Source organism: Bacillus salitolerans, from assembly GCF_042680805.1.
GTDB classification, from domain to species: Bacteria; Bacillota; Bacilli; order Bacillales; family SA4; genus Bacillus_CJ; species Bacillus_CJ salitolerans.
The window spans coordinates 20633-44262 of the sequence record NZ_JBHUEM010000028.1 but is presented as its reverse complement, the minus strand read 5'-3'; the positions used below and the strand labels follow the sequence as shown (position 1 = coordinate 44262).

Here is a 23630-nt window from a genome sequence, read left to right as displayed (position 1 = left end):
TCCTTAATTCCTAAGTTTTGTAACTGCAATCATTAAGTTTGTCCTATCAAAAACCTCTGCCCTATCTGGTGCAGAGGTTTTTGATTGTCTACATCATTTCGCAAATCCATATTGAAATAGTCTTGTCATGAATAAGGCAAAATGCTGTCTTGTTATAGGTTCATTTGGATGAAATGTTTGATCCGCATAGCCCGTAGAAATACCAGTATTCGTTAAATGATTAATATAGTGATAGGCCCAGTGTTCTTCTCCTACATCTGAAAAATTAGTGGTTTCTTGACTTTCAAGTTTATAGGCTTCTGTTATAATTTTCGCCATTTGAGCTCTAGTCAGAATCCCGTTCGGATCAAACGCACCTCCAGGCTTACCTGTTACAATCCCTAACTCTACCGCCTTTGCAACAGCTTCATAGCCGTAGTTACCCTTTTTCATATCTGTAAATTCAATCGTTGATTCCACATCTAACGTATCTATTTTCATTTGTCTAAGTATCACCTGAACAGCTTGCAACCTAGTTATCGGGTGCGTAGGTTTGAAGGTATTGTTCTCATAGCCTTTGAATAATTCCAGTTGGGTTAAGAAACTAATTTGTTCGGCATACATTTGAACGTCTGCAAAGGTCGAAACATCGTTCGGCTGTACTACTTGCTGAATGACTTCACTTTGATTCCCTTCTGCGTCCTGCGCCCAAATATCGAGCTCCCAGCCAGCTAACTGAGGAGGAATCAGCAAGTTAAACCTGCCAGATGAATCTGCCATCACTTCATTCGTAAATAGTCCATTCCTACTAACAAACACGGAAGCATTCGCTTCTGTTTTACCAGTTACCGTTGTATCCCCTTGGAGGATTGGTGCAATCTCATAAATAACTGGAATGTCCGTGTCTTCTACAACAACTGGTTCAGCATTAATTTGGACGGTATATGGTAAATCTGACCAAAATCCATACTTATCCTTAACAGAAATAAAATAAGTCCTTGGTGATGAAAAAAATGCAGCTTCACTTCTCATATCACTTTTAACTGAGTGATTGATCGTTACTGAATTGGAATATATTTTTGTATTCAAACCTCCGACAAATGCTGAATGATACCAAATTTCTACAGTAATATTTGAAGCATTAGGCACCGTAAAAGTAAACCAATCTTGATCATAAGGATGCTCCATTGTGTCAATTATTTTACTATTTAGGGGAATGGAACGAGCTGTTCGCTCATTATATGATGTATCTGTTGAAGCCCGCTGACTAATAGTCGTGCTTTTTTGTACATCAATCAATCCATATCCTACGTGATTTGACATAAGCTTTATAGAATCGATTGCCCCGCGTTCAAGTGCCCATTCAATTTGTGTTGGTGTCCAGGTTGGATAGATAGCCTTTAATAACCCAGCCACCGCACTAACTATTGGTGCAGAAAAAGAAGTTCCACTCGCATACACATATCTGCCTGTTGCATCTGGAGCTAATATATCAACCCCAGGTGCTACTACGTCCACCCATTTTCCGAAATTAGAAAAGTTTGCTAATGCCAAATTTTGATCAATTGCGCCGACTCCAATGACAAAGGGATAAGCCGCTGGATAGCTAGGTATTCCACTTGGTTCATTCCCTGCCGAGGACACTAGTACTATCCCCGCCTCAAAGGCTTCCTTAAGAGCATCCTCTTCAATCACACTATATTCTGGGCTACCATAGCTCATGTTAATTACATCTACCTCTTGTTCGATTGCATAATAAATCCCTTCGATAACAGCACTATCCGGAATATATCCTTCTGCATCAGATATTTTTACCGGTAAAATTTTCGAATACGGGTTCACTCCTGTCATACCAATACCGTCTGCTTTGCTCGCAATCACACCCGCAACTTCTGTTCCATGACTATATAAATCATTCGTCGTTGTGTCATGATCAAAAAAATCATAGCCAGGGAGCACCTGCCCACTTAACTCCCGGTGATAGCTATTAACACCAGTATCTAAAACGGCAATCACAACTTCAGGTAGACTTTGGAAGGAACTTAAGGCTTGTTTTAGATGAATAGGCTCCACATACCATTGCCTTGAATCAAATTGAACTGCATTTGGCTCCTGTACAAAATTAGGCTCAGCGTAGATAACATTCTCCAATCCTCTCAAATACGATAGTACCTCGTCAAAATTTTGATTCGAAGGCACAGCCAAGATTGTAATATTTCTCTTTTGCATTTGCTCGGAAGCCTCAATCTCCTGTAAATGGTATGGTTCAAGATCTAATCTTGTTCCCTCATTCAGCTTTACGAGGATTTGCCTATCATAAATAATCTCTTCCATATCATTTGTTTCATATAAGGTTTTCGTTTCGTTAAACCCCATGCTTTCAGCTTGATTACTAGATGGATAATCGATATTTCGATACGTAATTTCATTATAGGTGTGGCTCTCTGAACGATCCTCTGTAGGCATGCAGCCACATAAGCACATCACCACCATCCAAACAATGGCTTGTTTCACCGCAAGCCCCCCTTTCCTTGTATAGGATTCCTCCACAAGTTATAGGTTATGTCCTCTTTCTTCCATTCTCACACTTCTATCATAAAAATGAAGCCACAAGGCACATTATAGGTAGTAAATTCATTATCGAAAGGATTTGAATCGGATGGACCAGACTGTGAAGCAAAAAATAAACAAGCTTATGGATCAACATCAAGTAGGAACACTTGCGACAATACGAGATCAAAAGCCTTTTACACGATTTATGACCTTTTCTCATGAGGACTTGACTCTCTACACTGCTTCTGACAAACACACACATAAAGTCGAGGATATCAATCAAAATCCTTCAGTCCACATACTGCTTGGGAATAAAGATATTTCCTTTGATCACTCCTATATGGAAATTGAGGCAAAAGCAGAGATAACGGATGAAGTGTCATTAAAAGAAAAATGCTGGAATAACCATTTACATGAATGGTTAGAAGGACCAAATGATCCTAACTATGTAGTATTAAAACTAACTCCGGAAAAGGTTCGATTTTTTGAGGAAGCTGGCTCAAACCCTGAAGAATTCACTCTTTAACGATCCTCGTAAAAGCCTAAGTCACCTAGTGTGATTTAGGCTTTTCTATTTTTTGAAATGGATGAGCGAATTACATGAGATGAAATGGATAATAGTGTATGATAGATAAGTATGTTTTCAAATTGTAAAATAATGGAGGAACTTTATGGATTCAAAGCTTAATACAAAAGTAATTATGATTACGTTTATGATCGGGGCATTTTTTGCCATTCTGAACGAAACGTTATTGAATATCGCACTCACGGAGCTGATGCATGTGTTTAACGTCGATGCACCAACTGTCCAATGGATGGCGACTGGATTCATGCTTGTTATGGGTGTCTTGATGCCTATTTCTGCCTTGCTAATTCAATGGTTTACAACAAGGCAAATGTTCATCGGGGTTATGACGATATTTTTAATTGGAACAGCAATAGCAGCCTGTGCCTTGAATTTTCCAATGCTTTTAACAGGGCGTATGATCCAAGCAGTGGGAACAGGGCTGTTAATCCCTGTAATTATGAATGCATTATTATTTATGTATCGTCCTGAAGTTCGCGGAAAAGTGATGGGGACATTTGGACTAGTCATCATGTTTGCACCTGCAATCGGCCCTACTGTTTCAGGTGTCATCGTTGATTTACTAGGTTGGCGTTGGTTATTTATTTCCGTCATTCCTTTTGCAGCGTTTTCAATTTTATTCGCATTAAAATTTTTACAAAACGTAGGGGAAGTTACCCGTCCGAAAGTCGATATTCTATCGATCATATTATCTTCCATTGGAATCGGGGGCATTGTGTATGGATTTAGTAGTGCCGGAGAAGATCCAGATGGTTTTTCATCGATTAAAATTCTTTCGATTATTTTCATTAGTTTGCTTAGCTTATTTTTATTTGTGCTTCGTCAATTGAAGCTAGAAGAGCCACTATTAGATGTGCGTGTGTTTAAGTATAAAAACTATACGCTCGGCGTTAGTCTCTTTGTCATTGTCATCATGGCGATGTTCGCTTCCGAAATCGTAATGCCTATGTATTTACAAGGCCCTCTCGGTTATTCAGCGAAATTGGCAGGATTATTACTTTTACCAGGGGCACTATTAAATGGATTGATGTCACCAGTTATGGGGACGTTATTTGATAAGTTTGGCCCTAGGAGGCTGATGATTCCAGGAACGTTTGTATTAGTAGGGGTGATGATATTTTTCAGCAACATTAGTCCTTCCATACCGATTTGGTCATTTATCCTAGCGTATATCTTATTGATGCTATCCATCTCAGCAATCATGATGCCTGCCCATACAAATGCGTTGAACGAATTACCGAAGAAGCTATATCCACACGGGACAGCCATCGGAAACACACTTCAACCAATTGGCGGGGCACTTGGGGTTTCCATTTTCGTTAGTATTATGAGTCAGGGCCAAACTAACTACTTAAATGAACAGTCTGGACCCATTACAGAGAAGTTGATGAATGAAGCAATGACTCTTGGTGTCCACCATGCATATTGGTTTGCCTTAGGCTTATGTATTGTTGCTTTCTTTATTACCTTAGCTATAAAAAAAGCTATTGCCCCAGATTTTGATCAGCAATCTCAAGCTGATTAATAAAGAGCATTTCCTTTTTAGGAAATGCTCTTTTTCATGACTAGACTAATTCAAACGTTTCCTCTACGACAATACTACCTTCAACAGACTGAACCATTGGGCAGTTTTTACGAGCGAGATGAATTGCCTTTTCGATTTGGTCTTCCTTAAGGCCTGTACCTTTTATGAGATAATGAATCATAATCTTTTCAATTTTATTTGCTTTTTTTTCATCTCGTTCCACTTCAGCTTGAATCGTGATGTCCTCAACTTCCAGCTTCTTTTTCGATAAAATGGTTCTAAGCACCCCACCACTGCATACAGCAATAGAAGCTGTCATGAGCTGATAGGGGCGAAACCCATACTCCTCATTTCCAGAAACATGCAGGTCACCATATTCCAGCTTTGTCTTAAAACCAACTTCCTTCATTTCAAATGTTAACATAAGAACACTTCCTTTTGTTTCATCTTTTAACTTCATCATATCATAGGAACAATTGATAGAATCACATTTGGATATGTACAGATGCTGGAAGGTTTTAACTTTACTAGGGAGTTAAAATAGTTGGCAGTCTAGAAAATCGATGTTACCATCTTTTATGGAAGAAAATTTCAATGAATTGGAGATTAGTATGAACAATCGGTTTCGATTTTGGATATTGGTCAGTATTGTCGCGATTTCTGGCTTTTCACAAGGCATGCTTTTACCGTTAATCGCCGTTATTTTTGAAAAAGAAGGACTATCATCCTCCTTAAACGGGCTTAATGCAACGGCCCTTTACATCGGAATTTTATTAGCGTCCCCATTTATGGAAAATCCATTGCGAAAATATGGGTTTAAACCGATTATTTTATTTGGTGGGTTAACCGTAATTGTCTCAATAGCTTTATTCCCAGTATGGCAATCCTTTTGGTTTTGGTTTGTTTTGCGCTTACTCATCGGAATTGGCGATCATGCACTTCACTTTTCGACGCAAACATGGATTACATCCTTTTCGACGGAACAGAATCGCGGACGAAACATTTCCCTTTATGGATTATTTTTTGGAATTGGTTTTGCCGCTGGTCCGTTAATGACACCACTGGTTAACATTAATCAAGCCTTACCATTTATCATCTCTTCACTACTTTGTTTGATCGGATGGGTCTTTATTTTCTTCTTAAAAAATGAAAACCCAGGTGAAGAAATGGAATTGAGCTCGTTTTTTGATACGTTTAAACGCTTCGCTAAAGCTTGGAAATACGGATGGGTAGCATTTTTACCACCATTAGGCTATGGATTTCTTGAAGCTTCATTAAATGGTATATTCCCTGTCTACGGTCTTCGAATCGGACTTAATGTAACAAACGTTTCAATCATGCTGACCGCTTTCGCGATTGGGGGAATCATTACTCAGCTACCACTTGGAATCTTAAGTGATAAATTAGGGCGACAAAAAGTATTAACGCTTGTACTTTCATCTGGTGGTATCGCATTCCTTCTGGCTAGCTGGATGGAGAGTTCCGCTCTTGGTCTGTTAATTTGCTTTTTCATAGCTGGAATGATGGTTGGCTCCACATTCTCACTTGGAATTAGCTTTATGGCTGACCTTATGCCGAAATCGCTTCTGCCAACAGGTAATCTGCTTTGTGGCGTGTTTTTCAGCATAGGAAGTTTAGCAGGTCCGTTCATCGGCGGATTATTCCTTCAATGGTTTAACCAAATCAATTATTTCCATATTATTAGTTCCATCCTGTTCATAATCTTAATCGCCAACGTTGGCTACGGAAGAAAGATGGTGCTAAGCCCTAGTAAGGGATAAGTCTGGGTAGTACTCGTTGTAGTACTGCCTATTTTTAATTTTGTTGAAACTTTGATTGCACCTATTCCCGCTTCTGTTATATAATAATATTACAAAATGTTATCTGTACTAAAACAGTAAAAGGAGAGAGAAAAAGATGAGTCGACAAGAACGGAAAAACATGATTGACTTTATCCAAAAAACAAAGGGGATTTCAGAGGAGAACCTTCTGTATATGACAGATGCCGACATTGAACACATCTACAGCTCTGCTTATTTCCAATTGGAAATTGAAGCGGAATAGCGAAAAGGGACCTTTCGTGGGAGGTCCCTCTTTTATACTACATACCAGCTTATAAAAAGTATGATAAAAGCAATCACGACTATTACATTGAATATAAAGTAATACATCTTTTTTTGTTTATATAATTGAATGGCATGACGAATGACCATTCCTATTATTGTGAGGGATAATAACTGCCTAGCTAGTTTTTCATCGTAGCGAAAAAATAGTAATTGTAAAAAAGCTATCCAAACGATGAAAACGACAATACTGATAACTTTCTTTTTCACATGCAACAGATCCTTTCAAACAAGTAACAAAGACCCCGTTAGAGGTCTCTGTTGTCGTTTAATCAATGATAGCCGTTACGGCCGTTTGCACTTCCGCTTGTTTTGTGTTTAGGGCGATTACCACTTTTCTGCTTTGTATTCTTTTTTTTCTCACTCATGATAGTTCCCCCTTTTATATGTCTGTGGGATATCACCACGTCTTTAGATTACCCACAACTCCTTACGCCTACTTAAGGAAATATCAGCTAACCTTTTTCCGCCTATAACAATTAAGAATCGCATTAATTTCTCCACCAATCAAAATAATCATCCCTGTTAAGTAGAACCAAATTAACAGCACAATGATACCCCCTAAGCTTCCATAAGTAGCTGAATAGTTAGTAAAATTTCCAACGTAGTATGAGAACGCGGTTGAAACAATTATCCACCCGATGGTTGCAAAAAGCGCTCCGCTAAATATTTCCTTCCAGTGTAATTTCACGTTAGGGGCAAAATAATACAAGCAGCTAAATACAATAAACAGGACAATAAAGCTAACTATCCATCTGCCCGCGTTCCAAACACTTAAAAACGACTCGGATAAGCCAAAGGAGGAAAAAATAAACAAGCCAATTTGTTTTCCGAAAACAGGCAGTAATAGAGCAATGATAATAACCACTATCATCGCAACCGTTAATAAAACACTCATAAACCTGGCAACGAGAAAAGAGCGTGTTTCTTTTACATCATACGCCCTGTTAAACGCCCTGATCACGGCATTTAATCCATTAGAGGCTGCCCATAATGTTGCTAAAATCCCAAATGACAACAGTCCACCATTATGCTTTTGTATCACACCTTCTAACGTTTGCTCGATGATTTGTAAGGATTCAATTGGCGCATATTGAGCCACAAAATCCAGTACACTATCCTCAGACAGAGGTAAAAAGCCAATTAATGTGATGAGAAAAATTAAAAAGGGAAATAACGACAATAAAAAAAAGTAGGCTAGCTCGGCTGAAAGCCCCGCTAGTTCATCTTCATGAAATTGAATCCAAAGATCCTTTAAAAATGAGCGATTCATTACATATCTCTCCAGTTATTGAATTTACTCTTATTTTCCCTTGAAACCGCATAACTAATCAACAGATGAGGACAAACTTTTCTATATTGAAAAAGTCATGTTTTACCTGAACGTGAAATACATTGAACTATGTACTGAGGTAGTGTTTCATCACTTTCATTTTCGTACTACATATCAAAAATAAGCTTCAAGTGTTACAATGATAAAAACAACTGTCGAAAGGGTGAATTTAGATGGATTTAACTGAAAAATCGGTCCAAAATATTGAATTTATGGTAAATGAAATTCAGCAAAAGCTTAAAGTATTAAATGTTGGGATTATGAAACCATCACATTTTAGCGAAGAGGCTTACGAGGATCTGCGCGATATTTATTTGCTTATAAAAAATAAAACAAACTTTTCTATTAGCGAAATGCAAGCTATTGCAGAAGAGCTTGGAAACCTAAAAAAATAGTGCAGCCAAAGTGGCTGCACTATTTTTCATCGAACGTCCCAGTGATAAGTAAAGTATGGTCCTCCTCGAGGGAAACTTCCTTATTGCTTTCGATGATTCGTATTACCGGTCGTTGCATGTGTGATTTAATCTTCGTCACGATGGCCTTCTCACCGTTACTTAGAACAACTTTTGTTCCTGGTGTATAGCTTGGGATACTGTGGATAAACGCGTGGACAATTTCCTCACTAAATCCAACATTACTCTTTGTCATAATCATCTCCATCGCCATATGGGGAGGAATATGATCACGTGAAATCATATTATCATACAGGTTACAGATCCCGCATAGTTGAGCATATTCATGGAATTCCTTCCCGGTAATTCCTCTTGGAAAACCGGTTCCATTGAACTGTTCATGATGCTGAAAAGCAACGTGTGCTGATAGTAAGCTTAGCCCTCTTACCTTACGCAAATAATCAAATCCAGTTTGTGGATGATTCTCATCATTTGAAGTGATGGCTTTCCCAATATCATGTAAAAGTACGCCTAGAGCAAGATCACGCATTTGTAAGTTATTAATGGACGATAGCTTTTTTCCCACTTGTAGTGCTAGTAAAGCAACGTTAACCGAGTGCGCATAAGGACGTAAATCTTCAGCGATGGATGTAGTTGGAATAAGCACGATTGCTTTTCGTTTGTTGACTTCATCAATCAATTTGTTTGTCATTTGCTGAATATCTTTCAATTCAAACGGCTTATTGGTTGCAGCTACTTTGTACACTTGCTGAACAGCCTCTATCGCATCTAACCAAGTAGGCATATCCATCATTTCATCCATCGTGATACCTTCCGATACCGAATCTTCTACAAATAAATAGCGAATATCCATATCCTCTAGCCTCTTTAAATATCGAGGATCAATCGTTCTACCTGCTGTTAGCAATATTCTCTTTTGATTGTCATATACTGGTCTGCCTAATTGCATAGTAGCATGGTTATAGTCAGAGATACTTATTAACCTCATGATCTGACTCCTTTTTGTCTAATTCTACTTGTAGTATAAGCTGTTCACTCTTGATTTTCCATCAATGTGCACTCACTTTATCATGTATGCTATTCTCGTGCAGACAAAAAATAGGCCCAGTTGGAGGTTTTAGTTAATTCACCCGTCAGTAAAGTGTCAACCTTACCTTTTGGTCCATTAATTAATCTTAGTCATCCCTAAGATAGCTCTTCCCATCTAGTCCATAGTTCTGTTGGATTTAATTCGTACACTGAATTCTCGCGATACATAAATTGATGCATAATGAACTCTCTTCTTATTGTAGCAAAATCTTCGTGAAATTGTTTAATAAAATCATTAATTTCTTTTTCCTGATATTTCTTGCCAGGCTCTAGTTTTTCAACCATTTCTTGAAGCACAATAAGTTTCTTCTTCAACTGTGAAGGAATGTGCTTTAATTTTCCATCTTTTGTATAAAAATTTGAGATGACTGAATCCTTCACTTTCTGGTGTTCGGTTTGTAACATATCGTTATCCTCCCTCTTTGCTCCCTCAAGCATTTTAATAATTGCCTCATTAGTGCGCAGAAATGTTCGTTCATCTAAGCTGAAATATATTGTATTCTTCTCCCTCCGTTGAATGAGTAGACCAGCCTCTCTCAATTTATTCGCATGATGAGTTATCGTTGGCGTCGAAACACTTAACCTCTCTGCTAGTTCCTGCCCGTGCAATGGTCCTTTCGCTAAAAGCATTATCATACGTATGCGAGTAGGGTCTGCTAATACCTTATAAAAATTGACGATCCGAGATAGCTGCATATTTTCACCTTTTAGTTAATTTAATTTGTATCTAATTAGATAATAATATAATTAGATGGGTGGAGTCAACCATAGATCGAAGTCATTGAAACAATGTAATCAAGAGTATAAAGACGGTAGAGCAGATTTACAACGATGGGGTAACGCTATGATGCACGATACCCGTTCCATTTGGCCATTAGCTTACTTATATCTCATTGATGCATTTAAGAGTCAGCAGTTCCACGAAGCGAACTTTATTTTTTTGAAGGTAAATGGAAAAAATATGATAATATTGTTATAGAGTTTGTGAGTAATTAGAAATATCTATTGGGAGTCAGTGAGATGAAAACAAGAGAATTGCCGAAAATCCAATTAAGAGAATTAACTCTTTATGACGTTGAAGACCGTTATCAATGGTGTTTAGATAAGGAAGTAACAAAGCATTTAAATATGCCAGAAAGGTATCCACCTTTTAGTAGAGAAGAAACTAAAAATTGGATTGAAATGTGCATAAACAAAACAAATGGATATGAACAAAAAGCCATTGTCACAGAAGAGGGAAAACATATTGGCTGGGTTGATTTAAAAAACATCGATAAGGTAAACAAACACGCTGAATTAGGGATTGCAATAGGAGATAAAAACCATTGGGGTAAAGGCTTTGGGCTTGCTGCGATGAAAGAAATGCTTTTATGGGGATTTAATGAATTAGGACTAAATAAAATTTGGCTCAGAGTTGAAGTGGACAATGAAAAAGCTATCAGATCTTATAAACGTATGGGCTATGTTGAAGAAGGTATTTTAAGACAAGATAGATTAAGAAATGGAGAATTTGTTGACCGACTTCGTATGAGTATGTTGAAAGGTGAGTTTCTTCAAAAGGAGTAGATAAAATGAAAAATAGACCTGAACCAATAGAAGCAGCCAATCAGTATATAAACAAACATTTTCCGAATTGTCAGGGAGCAATTTTAGCTGGAAGTGTTATTCGTGGGCAAGCAACGGAAACATCTGATTTAGATATAGTGGTTTTTGATGAAAGTCTATCTGCTTCTTTTCGTGAATCACTCATTGAATTTGGATGGAATATTGAACTATTTGCACATAATTTATCGTCTTATCGCTTCTTTTTTGAAAGTGATTGTAAAGAAGCAAGACCTTGTATGCCAAGAATGGTAAGCGAAGGGAAGATTTTAAAAGATACAGGTGTGTTGTCAAAAATAAGAAAAGAAGCTAAAGACTTATTAGAACAAGGACCAAAAGAGTGGTCAAAAGAAACTATTGATATGAAGCGATATTTTATCACTGATGCGTTAGATGATTTAATCGGTTGCCAAAATAGAGGCGAAGGAATTTTTATTGCAAATAAACTTGGTGAGTTAGTTAGTGAGTTCATTCTTCGTAGTAATCGTAAATGGATTGGGTCATCAAAATGGGTTGTTCGTTCGTTAGTTCATCACGACAATGAACTTGCAAACGAATTCGTTGAAGCATTTGACACGTTTTATAAAACAAATGGTATTGATAAAATAGTAAGCCTGACTGATAAAGTCCTTAAACCCTTTGGTGGAAGATTATTTGAAGGCTTCTCTTTAGGGAAAAAATAAAAACAATCGTTAAAAACGCTCAGAATGTCTCTGAGCGTTTTTGTTTGCTGTTTGTATTGCTAATTTCTTGTTGAATTCTTTGCTAATTAGGAATGCTATTTACATTGTAATGCTCTCCCAAAACGGAACCCGTTACTTTTTCTACCTTTTTTAATAGTGACGGTCCTATTTATGCAAGAAACTGCTATTATTGATCTCCTTATTTACTAATCTTACTTGCCTTTACTAGGTTATCAGCAACTATTGGATTTTTATCAGCAACCTTTTGCCATTTATCAGCAACTTCTTTATTTTATCGTCAACTTTCTGAATTTATCAGCAACTTTTCGGTTTATCGGCAACATCGATTCTTTTATCAGCAACTCGAATCTTTTTATCGGCAACTTTTCCCTATTTATCGGCAAGACTACGATCTCTTAAACGAGCTAAACAACCTTGGGCATTTTTCTACCCTAAACATCCTTCTCTTATAGCCACACCCGAGCCATGTATCAGCAACTCCCTACTCAAGAACCTAGCACTATCAAAGGCACAAAAAAACCAACCCCCTAAACTGGAGCTGGTTTTCAATATCCTTATGAATCCTGCAATACTAAAGCTTCTAACGCAGGTGTGCCAGTAGCTAATCCAAGTGCATACACGGTGTAGGCGGTATTCGGTCTAATATTTGCCGTCGGTACAGATAAGGCGACATCACTCGTACCAGTTACGAGAACCTGCAGGTCTACTTTGCCTGGTGTGACGTTTTGATACGTACTCGCCTCTCCAAAGGAGACGCCTGAGAACAACACATTTCCCCGTTTTGTTGCAACATCTACTGCTTTAACATCTGGTGAAAGGTGAACAAACCTAACCTTCGCTTGACCATATTCTACAAATGGTTTATCCACTAACGCCAAAAGTTCAAGTTCGTTTAATGGGCCAGTTGCTGCAGCCGTATAGTATACGCCAGGCATTAACGTTATACTTTCACGTAAAACGGGATTGTTCTTTTGACCGGTAGGGTAAATCTCAAGCGTATGAGAGCCTCCAGGGACATCTAAGTATCGGCTCACCTGTTTAAAGGCCACATTTTGCACCACGCGTCCGCCATTTACATAAATATCAACCGCTGGAGCATTTGGCGAAGTGTGTAGAATCCGCACCTTTGCATTCGGATTGCCCGCTCCCTCTGCCCGATATCCATGTTGCGTCTGCATGCACGTGAGCGCCTGGTTCATTGCTTGTAAATGGCACTTATAATAGTAAATATGCCGGTTTGGATCGGAGTATTTGTAATACATGGCTAACAAATCATATTTTGCCGCTTGCTGTAAGTAATAGTCCGCTTGATTTTGCATGTAAGGATACATGCACATCCCCCCTTTTATTCATTCTTCTACAAAGATATTCTCGTCTGCTTGACAACTTTCATATTTTTTTTAAGAACACATAGATGGTTGAAACCAAGCATATACGTGAGTAAGGGGGAATGTTAATGGTTCAATGGTGGGTGACTTTAATTGGTTTATTCCTTTTACTTCTCATGGGGTTAGGAGTGTTTTTCTACGCTGTTCGGGCTGGTGTTGATCCAGAGGATGCACATGTGATAGATCCATTGCCTGAAGAGAAAAATAAGAAATGAAAAAGCTACCAGCTTCTTTATGAACTGGTAGCTTTCTTATGATTTGTGGCTGTGAAAGGGACAAGCTTGATAGTAATAGTTCGGGTTTTTAACTTCATCGTTGTATCTTTTATGAAACACATGACTTGTTGCTGGGGATATTGGTGAAAGTAACCAGCTCCATCGTCCGGTCACGTCTCTGCCAGCCTGTTCTTCCTTCTCCTCAAATAAAAGAAATTGCCCTGCAGCCGTATGATGATCGACCATGCTAACTCCAGCTTCTTTAAACGAATGAAGAACGGCTATATTTAATTCGATCAGCGCTTTATCCTTCCAGAGCGTTGCGTTCGTTGTTGTATCAAGCCCCATAATCGTAGCTACTTTCGGAAGCATGTTGTACCGATTGGTATCTGCCAAATTACGAGCACCAATCTCAGTTTCCATGTACCAGCCATTAAAAGGTGCAGCTGGGTAGTGAATACCGCCAATTTCAAGCTTCATTTCCGAGATAAAGGGAACGGCATACCATTTTAGCTGAAGATCCTCAAATTCTGTTCGTTCCGGATGACGAATTGGAACCTCTTTTATAAGCTCTTTCGGAATGTCATACCAAACTGGTTCACTCGTCCCAATCTGAATAACTAGTGGTAATATATCAAAATGGGTTCCTTCCCCTACCCAGCCAAGCTCCTGACATTGCTTTGTAAACGATAAGGAGTGGGGATCGCCAAGAATGCCGCTGTCTGTTTCGTAGCCTGCATATCTGATAAGCTGGTGGTTCCATATCCGAATAGCAGGTACTGTTTCCTCACTTGATGGTTTAAAGATAGTAATCGTCGGTCGAATCTTCCCATTATTTGTTGCATACTCAAGATGATGAAAGAGTGCTTCTCTAACCTCTTCTTCAGTGTCTAGCTTTCTTTCATCGATTACATGCAAGGAGTTCCAAAACAATCTTCCGATACATCGATTACTATTTCTCCATGCCATTCTTGCACCATGTGTAAGTTCTTCTGTTGTCTGTTCATACGTTCCAGTAGATAATATGGATTGTTTTATCATAAAAAGACGACTTTTTATATCTTGTTCACTTTTACCAAGTTCCTTATAACACGCTCTAATAAACTCTTCAGCCTTTAAAAGTAAAGGATTAGACTTCAATTGTATTCACCTACCTCTAAGCAATGACTTAAGTATAGCATCCCACTAAATAGCTGTTACGTCAGGAATGTGAACAACTAAGGACAAATGGATTCCAACATATTCCCCAAACATTAGAAAAACTTGGCTAGTACCAAGATTTGCTGTCCTATTTAAAACGATAACCATAATTACCATTTATATGTGAATTTCATTGAGCGAACAAAAGGCTCATGGTGCCCCGTTTAACCTCAGGCAGAGCAAATAACCTGTCATGAAAAAAGGGTGGTTTTCCCTAATATTCATGACAGGTTTTTGACCTCGAATAGGATGAAATGGCAAAGATCGTCGCCTTTCCATCCTGGCTGAGCGCTGGAGCTGGATTCCAAGTCATTGGCCCATTCTCTTGCTGAAACTTTTATACTCTCTTAATAAAAAAAAGTGTGGTAATCTACCACACTTTTCAATCTCTTTATTTAAATTTATTGTACACCTTATTCCCATAATCCTTAAAAGCGGAGGAATTGGAGATTTGTCTTTTTTTCACAAGGCTGTTTAAACGAATCGTTTTTTCATTAAGCTGCTTTTGAAAAATGGATTTTTGGTGGTCATCTTGACTCACTGCCATTAAATCCTCAATTGTCTTGATTTCACTCTTTAGCTTATGCTCCTCTGGGTTATAACCCCCATTTTTGAGCATTTTGTAAGCCATTCTTAATTCTTGTGGAATACTAGATAAATCCTCTAATACAAGTGGCTTTCCGTACCCTGGTAGGTTTTTAAAATCACCATCTTCATACGCTCTTCTAATTTTATCCTCTGAAGCTAAGTACCCGTAATCCACCTTCCTCCACCTCTTTCTAAGTAGGTTTACCTCTACTAATAGTATAGTGGAAAAAGTCACATTGTACCTTGTAAAATATTACAATTTTTTGAATTCCACAACGCTTATTCTATCTTCCGCTGAAAAATCCGGTTCAACACGCCTAAATAAATGAGATGAACGAGCAGTCCTCCAACAATTAGCATCCAAAAATCACTTGTTCCAATACGGAGCATCGAAAACGTAATCCAATATGGAGGTAAGAGTCCTGCGACATACACCCAGCTTGAATCCATAAAATACACCGCAAATGGTACGATCAACAGAACGCTCGTGACCTTCGATAGAGCAAGTCCCTCTACCTTATTGCTAGCAAAGCTCGCAATAAATAGCGCGATAATCGGGGTTTCAAGAGAAATAAGTAAGTTTATAGGCAACAACCAAACTAGCTCAATGTCTAATAAGTTACAGAGGTAAATCACCATAAAAGAAACGAGAAATGTCACCATCATAATTGATGCGGTTTTATATAGCAAGTAACCCGATTTGGTGAGAGGTGTTACAGAATAATATAACAGCATGTTTTCATCCCGATCCTCAAGAAGCATGAATCCCATCAGCATACCTACTGTTAATGGTGTCATTAGTAAAACGATACTTAAAATAAATGGATAATGCGGCACTAACTCCCAGTTATATTGATCAAAAAGAAAGTCCTCTAAGCTCGGTAGTCCAAATTTAACCAATAATGAAAACAGGATTGGACCAATTAGCCCAATTAGTAAAATACTATCTCTTAGAATGTTCTTCATGTCACTCATCCATAAAGCTAAGATTCTCTGCATATCGTTATCCACTTCCTATTCTTAAAACAATATACTTATAAAAGGAATGATACGTCAGATAAAAACCTACTAGGATCCAAGCGACCAAGTTGCCGATTCCATATGTCCATTCGTTCACTGATAGAGGTTCAAACCCGCCTTGTATGAGTAAAATCCCCGCATAACTAGGTAAAATCGATGTCCACTTAAGGTTTAGACTCATGGTCGTTTCTAGAACTGGAATGAAGAAAACGATTAAGACGAGCGGTGAACTTAATAGAAACTGATTCACTGTTTTGACTCGAACCGCAAGAATGATGCCTATGCAGGTAAAAAACAGAGAGCTAAGAAAAATTCCGATTACGATCGGTCTATAATCTACTACGATGCCGCTTATACTAAAACCTATAATAGCCAAGCTAGATATGATTGATAGAAACGTTAACGAAAATAGCTTCGAGAGTAAGTACTCGGCAATTTGAAAGGGAGTTACAAACAAGGAGTCATAGATTCCTTGACCTTTTTCGAGCAGAATGATAGCTCCAATAAAAAAACAGCCTATGAAAGATGGATCTGAAAACACAATCAGTACACTTGCCATTTCTTGGTAGCCATGAGGGATAAAGGTTAGTAGAACAATATACAATGTACTCACGACCATATAAGCCGCATAGAAGCCATGCCGCACTTGAAAAATCATGTCTGACCAAATTCCAATAGCTAATCGGCGTAATGATAGATTCATTGGAGCTTCCTCCCGGTCACTTCGATAAATATATCTTCAAGTGTCGCCTCCTGTGTATGCATCGTGATGATTTCATGCCTTTTTATCGTTTGTAAAAACTCAGTGTTTTCCCCAATTCCTTGTAGGCTAAACTCAGCCTTTTCCATAGAACCGTCTTGTAAATACATAAGTTCAAGCTGCTTCTTTCCTTTTTGTATCTTTAAGGCATTAGGTGATTCTATTAACGAAATTTGTCCGTCTACCATAAATGCCACTTTGTCACAAATCTCGTCTGCTACATGCATATTGTGTGTCGTTAGTACAATCGTTTTACCTTGTTCTTTCAATTCTTGAATCGATTCCCTCATGATTTTAGAATTGACCGGGTCAAGTCCAGAAGTTGGTTCATCTAAAAAGATGAGATCAGGATTATTGAGAAGGGCGCGGCAAAAATTCAGTCTCATTTTCATCCCCTTCGAGTAATTCGAAAATCTAACATGTGCATCTTGTAGAAGCCCCATCTTTTTAAGAAGACCCATTGGTTCTGCCGTTTTCCCTGCATATAATCGCTGAAACAGTTTCAAATTTTCATAGGCAGTGAGTTTCCCATAAAAATTAGGAAACTCAAAAGCCACGCCTATTTTTTCATAATAATTTGAGCCCAATGTCGATAGCTCCTCGTTAAAGACTGATACACTTCCCTTGTAATCCTTTAAAATACCAATTAGGATTTTCTGGGTTGTACTTTTTCCCGCACCAGAAGGACCTAGAAATCCAAAAATTTCTCCTTTCTTTACCTGAAAGGATATATTCTTTAACGTTTCCTCCTTTTTACTTGGATATCGATAGGAGAGGTTTTCTACCTTTATCATTTCGTTCACTCCTTAAACACTCGATTCGCTAAACTTTCAGCAATTAGTGAAATCGTTTCATCGAAAATCTCTTCCCCAATTTCTTTCTTATGGAGAGCGAGCAAAATAAAGGCACGAAACATCGCTCCGATAACATGTGGGTCTTGTTTAATGACCCGTCCCTCCGACTGCCACTTTTCAATTAATGGAGTTAATAGAAATCCATCATTTTGAATGTGCTGCTCTACCTTTTCTGCTGGAAGCTTTCGAACCATTTGTTCAAACTCTTTCTCTAAAAATAATCTTCTAAGAATGGGATTTTCATCAATCAGCTTCAATGACCTTATAAGGATGATTGTAAATTTCTCGGAATTGATGGCTGGGTCCAATAAATCCTCCATAAGCAGTTCTTTTATCGCATGCTCCTCTTGCTCCACAATATCAAAATACAATTCCTCCTTTGATGAATAGAAAAGATAAAAGGAGCCTTGCGCAATTCCAACTTTGTTTGTAATTTGACTTACACTTGTTTTCTTTAATCCATATTGGTCAAATAAAAGTTTTCCTTCGTCGATTAAATTTTGTTTGATCATCTCTCGCTCTTTTTCACTAAATCCTCGAACCATTTTCTATCTCCTTCTTTGAACATATGAATATTTTTATTTTTTATTCATAAATAATATATACCATTCTATTCGACTCTGTAAACAATTACCATCACGAATCTGTCATAAAAAGTTGGAATTCCTATACGAATTGTTCTATTACCATTGCTATAATGTTTGTAAGACAGATGTTAGCGAGGTTAGAAAAGTTGAAACAATATAAAGATATTCCTATCTTAAAAATAGCAAAGGATGCAATAGATCGCGAGGTAGAAGATCTACGTCATAAGATCATTTCAAAGATGGATTCACTAGGTATCAGTGCTGAACAAAAGGCTTCTCTTAGGTCAAATCTATTAAATTTGTGTAGCCACTCCTTTCACATTGGTCGATCTCAAAACTTAATGGAAACACTTGAAATAAAAACTCTCCTTATGGAAGAAGGGGCAAAGGAGACATTAGCGTTACATCAAGAAAAAATAAGTGATATTTATGGTGCCCTTTCACCATTGGTAATAGATTTGGTTGAAAAAGCAGACGAACAACAAGAGTTTTGGGCGCTCGTTCTAAATCTTATGACAAAAGCCAATATTCAAGGCCGTTATCATAATGCAATGGATTTACAAGAACCGAATGATGATTCGAGCTTTTTCAATATACTTGGACGAGGGTTTTAAGGAACAAAAGGAGCAAATTCCCATTTATCCTTTGGCAGAGCAAAAGTGTAATATTGACATTAATATTCCCTTATTTTCTTCTAAGTTTATTGATCTCGAGCATTTGGGCGCTGGAGCGAGATTACGCGAGAACATCGTACAAGGTAAACACTAGAAACTTATACTCCCTAATAGTACAGCGAAAAAGGAGATGACTATTTCATCTCTTTTTCTTGTGGGAAAACCTAAAATATTCGAAATAGATTTCACAATCAAAACTCCTTAAAATAACCAATAGGATCCTCCTAACCGACATTTCACTCGTCTTAAACCATCAAAATGTCTTTGAGAACACCTCTCTGAGACATTTCACTCGACTTAGACCCTCAAAATGTCTTTGAGAACATCTCTTATGGAAATATTGTCGGATGTTTTCCCTTTTTAGAATAAATGAGGCATACTACACAACCACCATATATTGTGTTAGAAAGTAAAAAATGGCTGCCGAGACCTTCTCGACAGCCTGAGATTACTTTTTCATCTCTTTTTTCGTTGCTTCTTATCTATGATGAAAGAACCGTCTTCTCTTGACTTATCAGCGTTCCGACATGCAGCCCTTCACAAATTTGCTTCATGACACCAGCGTCATCAAAATTGAATACATGAATCGGCAAGTTATAATCTCTTGCCAACAGAAAAGCAGATTGGTCCATGACTTGAAGATTGTTGGTAATCACGTCTTCATAATTAAGATGGTCGTACATTTTAGCATGGACATCCAGTTTTGGATCACTTGTGAATACACCGTTTACCCCTTGCTTTGCAACTAAAATCGCGTCACAGTTTGTTTCTAGCGCCCGTTGCACACTCGGGTAATCCGTTGTTACAAATGGCTGCCCATTTCCTCCAGCAAAAATCACAACGTATCCTTTATCTAGGTGGTGAATGGCTCGTAGTCTAATGTATGGCTCCGCTACAGATGAGACAGGCACCGACGTCATCACGCGTACCTCCTTTTTCGTCTGGCTTTTTAGTACGCCCCTTAACATTAAACTATTGATTATCGTACCAAGCGTTCCAATATTATCAGCCTCAACCCGATCGATCCCCCATATCTCGGCTTGCTTTCCTCTGAAAATGTTCCCCCCACCCACTACGATGGCGACTTCAATTCCCATCTCGACAATAGATAGAACTTCATTAGCAATGTGATTTAATCGGTCCGGATCAAAGCTTTCTCCTTCTCCCCCTAATGCTCCACCACTTAGCTTAATTAACACCCTATTATACTTCATCATTCTCTCTCCTTTCGAAAATGGGTAAAAAAAAGAAGCAAAGGCAACAGCCCTTGCTTCAATGAAAAAGAAAAAGGAGTGAACGAATTAACGAAATTTTTTTCATTCAAAACACTCCCCTTCCACCTGTAATGATTAATCTATTAAATTATAATGACTCTACTTATCAAATGCAATAGGTTATTAACTCATTTTTACAATTCACCATGTTGATTTTCATAATATCGCTTCATCATTCCTTGTGCTTTACTCATTCCTTGTTTTTCATAGTACGGTTGTAATTCTGCATCACACAGTAAATCGATCATATATAAGCTATTTAATTCATCTAACATCATTTTCACTAACTTAGATCCAATACCTCTATTCTTATAGAAAGGAAGTACCTCTAGTAGTGGTATATAGGCTGAAAGCACTCCGTCACTAATTGCCGTTATAAAGCCGATGACTTGATTTGTATCTTCATCAATGGCCGCAATAAACCGAAAGCTGTTTTGTAATATTCGATAATGTGTATGTGTAGAAGGTGGATTAGGCCATCCATCAAAAAATCCCCCTTCAAGCATACCTTCATTTATGTTCGTTATATCAGTTATATATTTCATTAGATCCCCTCCTCTTTTCAAAAAGTGGTTCATATCACTTTTCATACAGATTGTCTCACTGATACAATGAAAGCCCTTCAAATTAGGATAGGTCCATTCCTACACTTTACTAAGAAAGGATTGAGTTGGATGCACATCGGAAGTAAAGGTTGGTTGATTTGTGAACTAAAAAAAGAAGGCATACGTTATTACGAGGGCAAAAAGCTCGAGCTTTATAAAACACATGTATTAATCAACCTTTTAAACAGGAAAAAATAATCGACTCCTACTAATCGTCACCATTTTGACAAATACAAAAAGTGTGCGATACATGACACGTGGCTCCTCTACTATTTCATATACTAAAAACAAAAAATAAGAGGTGATTCCCTTTATACAGCAAGTGTTATTCAAGTCAGTATCGTCATCAACATCTAGTGAATTATCGATCAAACCTGTTGAAGGCGATGAGCCTTTCAAGACAACCAATTAATGCATATGCACAAAAGCCTGATTCGCAAACCTTGTTAGTCGGGCTCTCTTTTTTTGAATACGTATGTTTTATACTTTGGAAATAATTCCCAGTATCAAACCTCGTGAATACAACCCCTATTTTTGGAAAATATGATAATAGTACTATTCGCCACCAAATTTATTAAAAGAAAGGGCTTCTTTATGTACCATTTGTTATGTGCAACAGGACTCGTAATTGCCTCACTATTTTCGAGAGGCTTCAAAAGAATTCACGATTATTTGCCCACCATGTATTATATATCGATGATGAATCTATTCTACCTCTTTATTGCACATAGCTTAAAGAAGCTTTGGGTACTTGAAAAGCCATTCATTAGTCACTTCATTAATAATACGTTATATACGTTTATTACGCTCCCCGCCATTTCCCTACTATTTCTACACCATTATCCAGATCATAAAGATAAAACGCAGCAACTGTACTATATCGGAAAGTGGGTCGCAGGGTCCATTATTATCGAATGGTTTGCCTACAAGTGGGGCTATATCAAATTTTATGAGGGTTATTCGTTTTTATGGGAATTTTTCTTTTACCCAACCATGTATATTATGCTACGGCTTCATTATGTAAAGCCATTCCTCGCCATTCTTACTTCAATTCCAATCATATGCTCCTTGTTGATCATTTTTGAGTATAATGTAAAATGACCGAGTCTTTTGACACGGTCATTTTTCTTTTTGTAGCTGCCAATCCTCATCAATTATTGCGTACTGATAATGGTCTTTCCATTCCCCATTTATTTTTAAATTCTTCCTCGAAATCCCTTCTTGAATAAATCCGACTTTCTCTAACACTCGAATGGATCCTTCATTATCCAGGGCTGCCCCGGCTTGGACTCGGTGTAATTGAGCATAATCAAAGGCAAAGGCTAAGACAAGACGTAATGCTTCTGTCGCATAGCCATTTCCCGCTTGGTCATAGTCGATGGAATATCCAACAGAGCCTGATGAAAACGGAGTTGGTTTAACTCCATAAAGAGATATATCACCGATTAACGTGTTACCCTTATCAATGAAGATTCCCCAACTGTAGCCTCGTCCATTACTGGCATCTTTATAATTTTCCTCAATCTCAATTGCCCGCTTTTCTAACGTATAGTAAGCTTCATCTCGTAGTGGTTCATATCTTCCCCAGTAGTCTTTATTTTTCAACAAAAGCTCTAAAAACTCTTCTGCATCATTTCGTTCAAGAAACCGAAGTTGTACTCTTTCACCATATAGTATCATCAAGAATCCCTCTTTTTTCTTTCTTCAATGAGTTGATAGATTTCCTCGAGAACCGGCATCTCTTCCTTTTCCTGATCCGTAACACGTTCCCAAAAAATCCCTGGCGGTTTCTCATATGGGCTATCTGTTTTGAAAATAACGGCTTCTGTGGCGATATAATCCACGGTTAAATCATACGGATCCTTTGGAATGTCATCTGTGACAACTTGTACACTATGTACCGTTCCAATAACGGGTACTTCAGGATTACCTAGCTCCCGAATAATTGCATATTCCCGGTCTGCATAGCCTTCTCCCTTGCCAATTCTACGACCATCCTTATGAAGAGCCACAGATCCTACTACAATTAAATCAATCATAGGCATGTCCTTTAACGGGATCACCTTTCCATATGCATGAATATGGCTTAAACTTGCAGCTTTTCTCTCTTCCCCGTTTGGAACCCATTCAGGTTTTACCATAATAAATCCTGCTTTTAGTCTTGGTGTCGGCACTAATAGAGTTTTACCATCCCGAATGATTTGTGCCCTAAGTGGCAGCTGTGGTGAATCGGGGTTTACTTTGATCACCTTTGCCCTTTTATAAACGTCTAATTGAACAACATGATGGGCTGCCTGCTCGGCTCCCTTAAAGTTAGGAATCCGCCCCGTTAGCGGAAAAGGAAATCGGCCTAATTTTTGCTCAGTTAATACACTCCAAACCTTATGTCGTATCTCATCTTTCACTGTCATCTCGATCCAACCTTTATGTGAAAATAGAGCCATTAACGCTAAAAAAATGCCGTAAATGAACATTAGCATTCACTCACAGCATTTTGTAAACAATATTATATAAAAATATAGCTCATTAAAAATATGTTTTATTGTATCAAATATTCA

The 23630-nt window shown here is 38.0% G+C and carries 28 protein-coding genes; 11 read left to right on the top strand and 17 right to left on the bottom strand.

From position 1 onward, the window contains the following. Positions 1 to 93 precede the first annotated feature (93 nt). Complete coding sequence (locus tag ACFSCX_RS15800; protein WP_377929220.1) at positions 94 to 2493, bottom strand: S8 family serine peptidase; 2400 nt, start codon at positions 2491 to 2493, stop codon at positions 94 to 96. A 145-nt stretch (positions 2494 to 2638) separates the two neighbouring features. Here ACFSCX_RS15800 and ACFSCX_RS15795 point away from each other — a divergent pair, with 145 nt between their 5' ends. Both ACFSCX_RS15795 and ACFSCX_RS15790 read left to right on the top strand, forming a co-directional pair. Continuing rightward, on the top strand, positions 2639 to 3058 hold the full coding sequence (locus tag ACFSCX_RS15795; protein WP_377929219.1) for a pyridoxamine 5'-phosphate oxidase family protein: 420 nt from the start codon (positions 2639 to 2641) through the stop codon (positions 3056 to 3058). Positions 3059 to 3203: 145 nt separating this feature from the next. After that, entirely contained in the window at positions 3204 to 4643 is a 1440-nt protein-coding gene (locus ACFSCX_RS15790) for an MDR family MFS transporter (protein WP_377929218.1), read from the top strand. Between the two features lie 40 nt (positions 4644 to 4683). On the opposite strand, the gene ACFSCX_RS15785 is transcribed toward ACFSCX_RS15790, so the two are convergent. Beyond that, positions 4684 to 5067, bottom strand: coding sequence for an OsmC family protein (locus tag ACFSCX_RS15785; RefSeq protein WP_377929217.1), 384 nt, complete (start codon positions 5065 to 5067; stop codon positions 4684 to 4686). Positions 5068 to 5254: 187 nt separating this feature from the next. Here ACFSCX_RS15785 and ACFSCX_RS15780 point away from each other — a divergent pair, with 187 nt between their 5' ends. Further along, positions 5255 to 6424 carry an MFS transporter gene (locus tag ACFSCX_RS15780; protein ID WP_377929216.1) on the top strand — a complete coding sequence of 390 codons (1170 nt, stop codon included), beginning with the start codon at positions 5255 to 5257 and terminating at the stop codon, positions 6422 to 6424. Positions 6425 to 6560: 136 nt separating this feature from the next. Continuing rightward, the gene (locus tag ACFSCX_RS15775) at positions 6561 to 6707 is read left to right on the top strand and encodes a BH0509 family protein (protein ID WP_377929215.1); all 147 of its coding nucleotides are present in this window, start codon (positions 6561 to 6563) and stop codon (positions 6705 to 6707) included. 32 nt (positions 6708 to 6739) lie between these two features. On the opposite strand, the gene ACFSCX_RS15770 is transcribed toward ACFSCX_RS15775, so the two are convergent. Together ACFSCX_RS15770 and ACFSCX_RS15765 are read right to left on the bottom strand one after the other, a co-directional pair. Next, positions 6740 to 6976, bottom strand: a complete 237-nt coding sequence (locus tag ACFSCX_RS15770; RefSeq protein WP_377929214.1) for a hypothetical protein — start codon at positions 6974 to 6976, stop codon at positions 6740 to 6742. Between the two features lie 241 nt (positions 6977 to 7217). After that, positions 7218 to 8039 carry a YihY/virulence factor BrkB family protein gene (locus tag ACFSCX_RS15765; protein WP_377929213.1) on the bottom strand — a complete coding sequence of 274 codons (822 nt, stop codon included), beginning with the start codon at positions 8037 to 8039 and terminating at the stop codon, positions 7218 to 7220. A 233-nt stretch (positions 8040 to 8272) separates the two neighbouring features. Between ACFSCX_RS15765 and ACFSCX_RS15760 the strand changes: the two genes are divergently transcribed. Further along, the gene (locus ACFSCX_RS15760) at positions 8273 to 8494 is read left to right on the top strand and encodes a DUF1128 domain-containing protein (protein WP_377929212.1); all 222 of its coding nucleotides are present in this window, start codon (positions 8273 to 8275) and stop codon (positions 8492 to 8494) included. Positions 8495 to 8513: 19 nt separating this feature from the next. On the opposite strand, the gene ACFSCX_RS15755 is transcribed toward ACFSCX_RS15760, so the two are convergent. Both ACFSCX_RS15755 and ACFSCX_RS15750 read right to left on the bottom strand, forming a co-directional pair. Next, a complete protein-coding gene (locus ACFSCX_RS15755) occupies positions 8514 to 9500 on the bottom strand; it encodes an HD-GYP domain-containing protein (RefSeq protein WP_377929211.1) in 987 nt (328 codons plus the stop codon). Positions 9501 to 9697: 197 nt separating this feature from the next. Then, positions 9698 to 10297 (bottom strand): DUF2087 domain-containing protein, encoded by a 600-nt coding sequence (locus ACFSCX_RS15750; RefSeq protein ID WP_377929210.1) that lies wholly within the window; start codon positions 10295 to 10297, stop codon positions 9698 to 9700. A gap of 324 nt (positions 10298 to 10621) precedes the next feature. Here ACFSCX_RS15750 and ACFSCX_RS15745 point away from each other — a divergent pair, with 324 nt between their 5' ends. Both ACFSCX_RS15745 and ACFSCX_RS15740 read left to right on the top strand, forming a co-directional pair. Continuing rightward, on the top strand, positions 10622 to 11167 hold the full coding sequence (locus ACFSCX_RS15745; RefSeq protein ID WP_377929209.1) for a GNAT family N-acetyltransferase: 546 nt from the start codon (positions 10622 to 10624) through the stop codon (positions 11165 to 11167). Between the two features lie 5 nt (positions 11168 to 11172). Further along, positions 11173 to 11886: a nucleotidyltransferase domain-containing protein gene (locus tag ACFSCX_RS15740; protein WP_377929208.1), complete on the top strand. Its 714-nt coding sequence runs from the start codon at positions 11173 to 11175 to the stop codon at positions 11884 to 11886. 575 nt (positions 11887 to 12461) lie between these two features. Here ACFSCX_RS15740 and ACFSCX_RS15735 read toward each other — a convergent pair. Then, complete coding sequence (locus ACFSCX_RS15735) at positions 12462 to 13238, bottom strand: DUF4397 domain-containing protein (RefSeq protein ID WP_377929207.1); 777 nt, start codon at positions 13236 to 13238, stop codon at positions 12462 to 12464. Positions 13239 to 13363: 125 nt separating this feature from the next. Here ACFSCX_RS15735 and ACFSCX_RS15730 point away from each other — a divergent pair, with 125 nt between their 5' ends. Beyond that, positions 13364 to 13510: a hypothetical protein gene (locus tag ACFSCX_RS15730; protein WP_377929206.1), complete on the top strand. Its 147-nt coding sequence runs from the start codon at positions 13364 to 13366 to the stop codon at positions 13508 to 13510. Between the two features lie 36 nt (positions 13511 to 13546). Here ACFSCX_RS15730 and ACFSCX_RS15725 read toward each other — a convergent pair whose 3' ends face one another. The 6 genes from ACFSCX_RS15725 to ACFSCX_RS15700 form a co-directional block, all read right to left on the bottom strand. Further along, positions 13547 to 14650, bottom strand: coding sequence for a nitric oxide synthase oxygenase (locus tag ACFSCX_RS15725; RefSeq protein WP_377929205.1), 1104 nt, complete (start codon positions 14648 to 14650; stop codon positions 13547 to 13549). A 451-nt stretch (positions 14651 to 15101) separates the two neighbouring features. After that, a complete protein-coding gene (locus tag ACFSCX_RS15720; RefSeq protein WP_377929204.1) occupies positions 15102 to 15473 on the bottom strand; it encodes a DnaJ family domain-containing protein in 372 nt (123 codons plus the stop codon). A 104-nt stretch (positions 15474 to 15577) separates the two neighbouring features. Continuing rightward, the gene (locus ACFSCX_RS15715) at positions 15578 to 16297 is read right to left on the bottom strand and encodes an ABC transporter permease (protein ID WP_377929203.1); all 720 of its coding nucleotides are present in this window, start codon (positions 16295 to 16297) and stop codon (positions 15578 to 15580) included. 4 nt (positions 16298 to 16301) lie between these two features. Then, complete coding sequence (locus ACFSCX_RS15710; protein WP_377929202.1) at positions 16302 to 17021, bottom strand: fluoroquinolone export ABC transporter permease subunit; 720 nt, start codon at positions 17019 to 17021, stop codon at positions 16302 to 16304. After that, the gene (locus tag ACFSCX_RS15705; RefSeq protein ID WP_377929201.1) at positions 17018 to 17872 is read right to left on the bottom strand and encodes an ABC transporter ATP-binding protein; all 855 of its coding nucleotides are present in this window, start codon (positions 17870 to 17872) and stop codon (positions 17018 to 17020) included. The genes ACFSCX_RS15710 and ACFSCX_RS15705 overlap by 4 nt, the downstream gene beginning before the upstream one ends. 5 nt (positions 17873 to 17877) lie before the next feature. Next, entirely contained in the window at positions 17878 to 18477 is a 600-nt protein-coding gene (locus ACFSCX_RS15700; RefSeq protein ID WP_377929200.1) for a TetR/AcrR family transcriptional regulator, read from the bottom strand. 188 nt (positions 18478 to 18665) lie between these two features. Here ACFSCX_RS15700 and ACFSCX_RS15695 point away from each other — a divergent pair, with 188 nt between their 5' ends. Beyond that, a complete protein-coding gene (locus tag ACFSCX_RS15695; protein WP_377929199.1) occupies positions 18666 to 19133 on the top strand; it encodes a hypothetical protein in 468 nt (155 codons plus the stop codon). A 542-nt stretch (positions 19134 to 19675) separates the two neighbouring features. Here ACFSCX_RS15695 and pyrH read toward each other — a convergent pair. Further along, complete coding sequence (gene pyrH, locus ACFSCX_RS15690) at positions 19676 to 20410, bottom strand: UMP kinase (RefSeq protein ID WP_377929198.1); 735 nt, start codon at positions 20408 to 20410, stop codon at positions 19676 to 19678. Between the two features lie 191 nt (positions 20411 to 20601). Then, entirely contained in the window at positions 20602 to 21012 is a 411-nt protein-coding gene (locus ACFSCX_RS15685) for a GNAT family N-acetyltransferase (RefSeq protein ID WP_377929197.1), read from the bottom strand. Between the two features lie 129 nt (positions 21013 to 21141). On the opposite strand from ACFSCX_RS15685, the gene ACFSCX_RS15680 reads away from it, so the two are divergent. Together ACFSCX_RS15680 and ACFSCX_RS15675 are read left to right on the top strand one after the other, a co-directional pair. Beyond that, the gene (locus ACFSCX_RS15680; protein ID WP_377929196.1) at positions 21142 to 21270 is read left to right on the top strand and encodes a YflJ family protein; all 129 of its coding nucleotides are present in this window, start codon (positions 21142 to 21144) and stop codon (positions 21268 to 21270) included. A 396-nt stretch (positions 21271 to 21666) separates the two neighbouring features. Continuing rightward, positions 21667 to 22173 (top strand): CBO0543 family protein, encoded by a 507-nt coding sequence (locus ACFSCX_RS15675; protein WP_377929195.1) that lies wholly within the window; start codon positions 21667 to 21669, stop codon positions 22171 to 22173. An 18-nt stretch (positions 22174 to 22191) separates the two neighbouring features. On the opposite strand, the gene ACFSCX_RS15670 is transcribed toward ACFSCX_RS15675, so the two are convergent. Continuing rightward, positions 22192 to 22752 (bottom strand): GNAT family N-acetyltransferase, encoded by a 561-nt coding sequence (locus ACFSCX_RS15670; protein WP_377929194.1) that lies wholly within the window; start codon positions 22750 to 22752, stop codon positions 22192 to 22194. Further along, positions 22752 to 23483: a 5-formyltetrahydrofolate cyclo-ligase gene (locus ACFSCX_RS15665; RefSeq protein ID WP_377929193.1), complete on the bottom strand. Its 732-nt coding sequence runs from the start codon at positions 23481 to 23483 to the stop codon at positions 22752 to 22754. The genes ACFSCX_RS15670 and ACFSCX_RS15665 overlap by 1 nt, the downstream gene beginning before the upstream one ends. Positions 23484 to 23630: the final 147 nt, after the last annotated feature.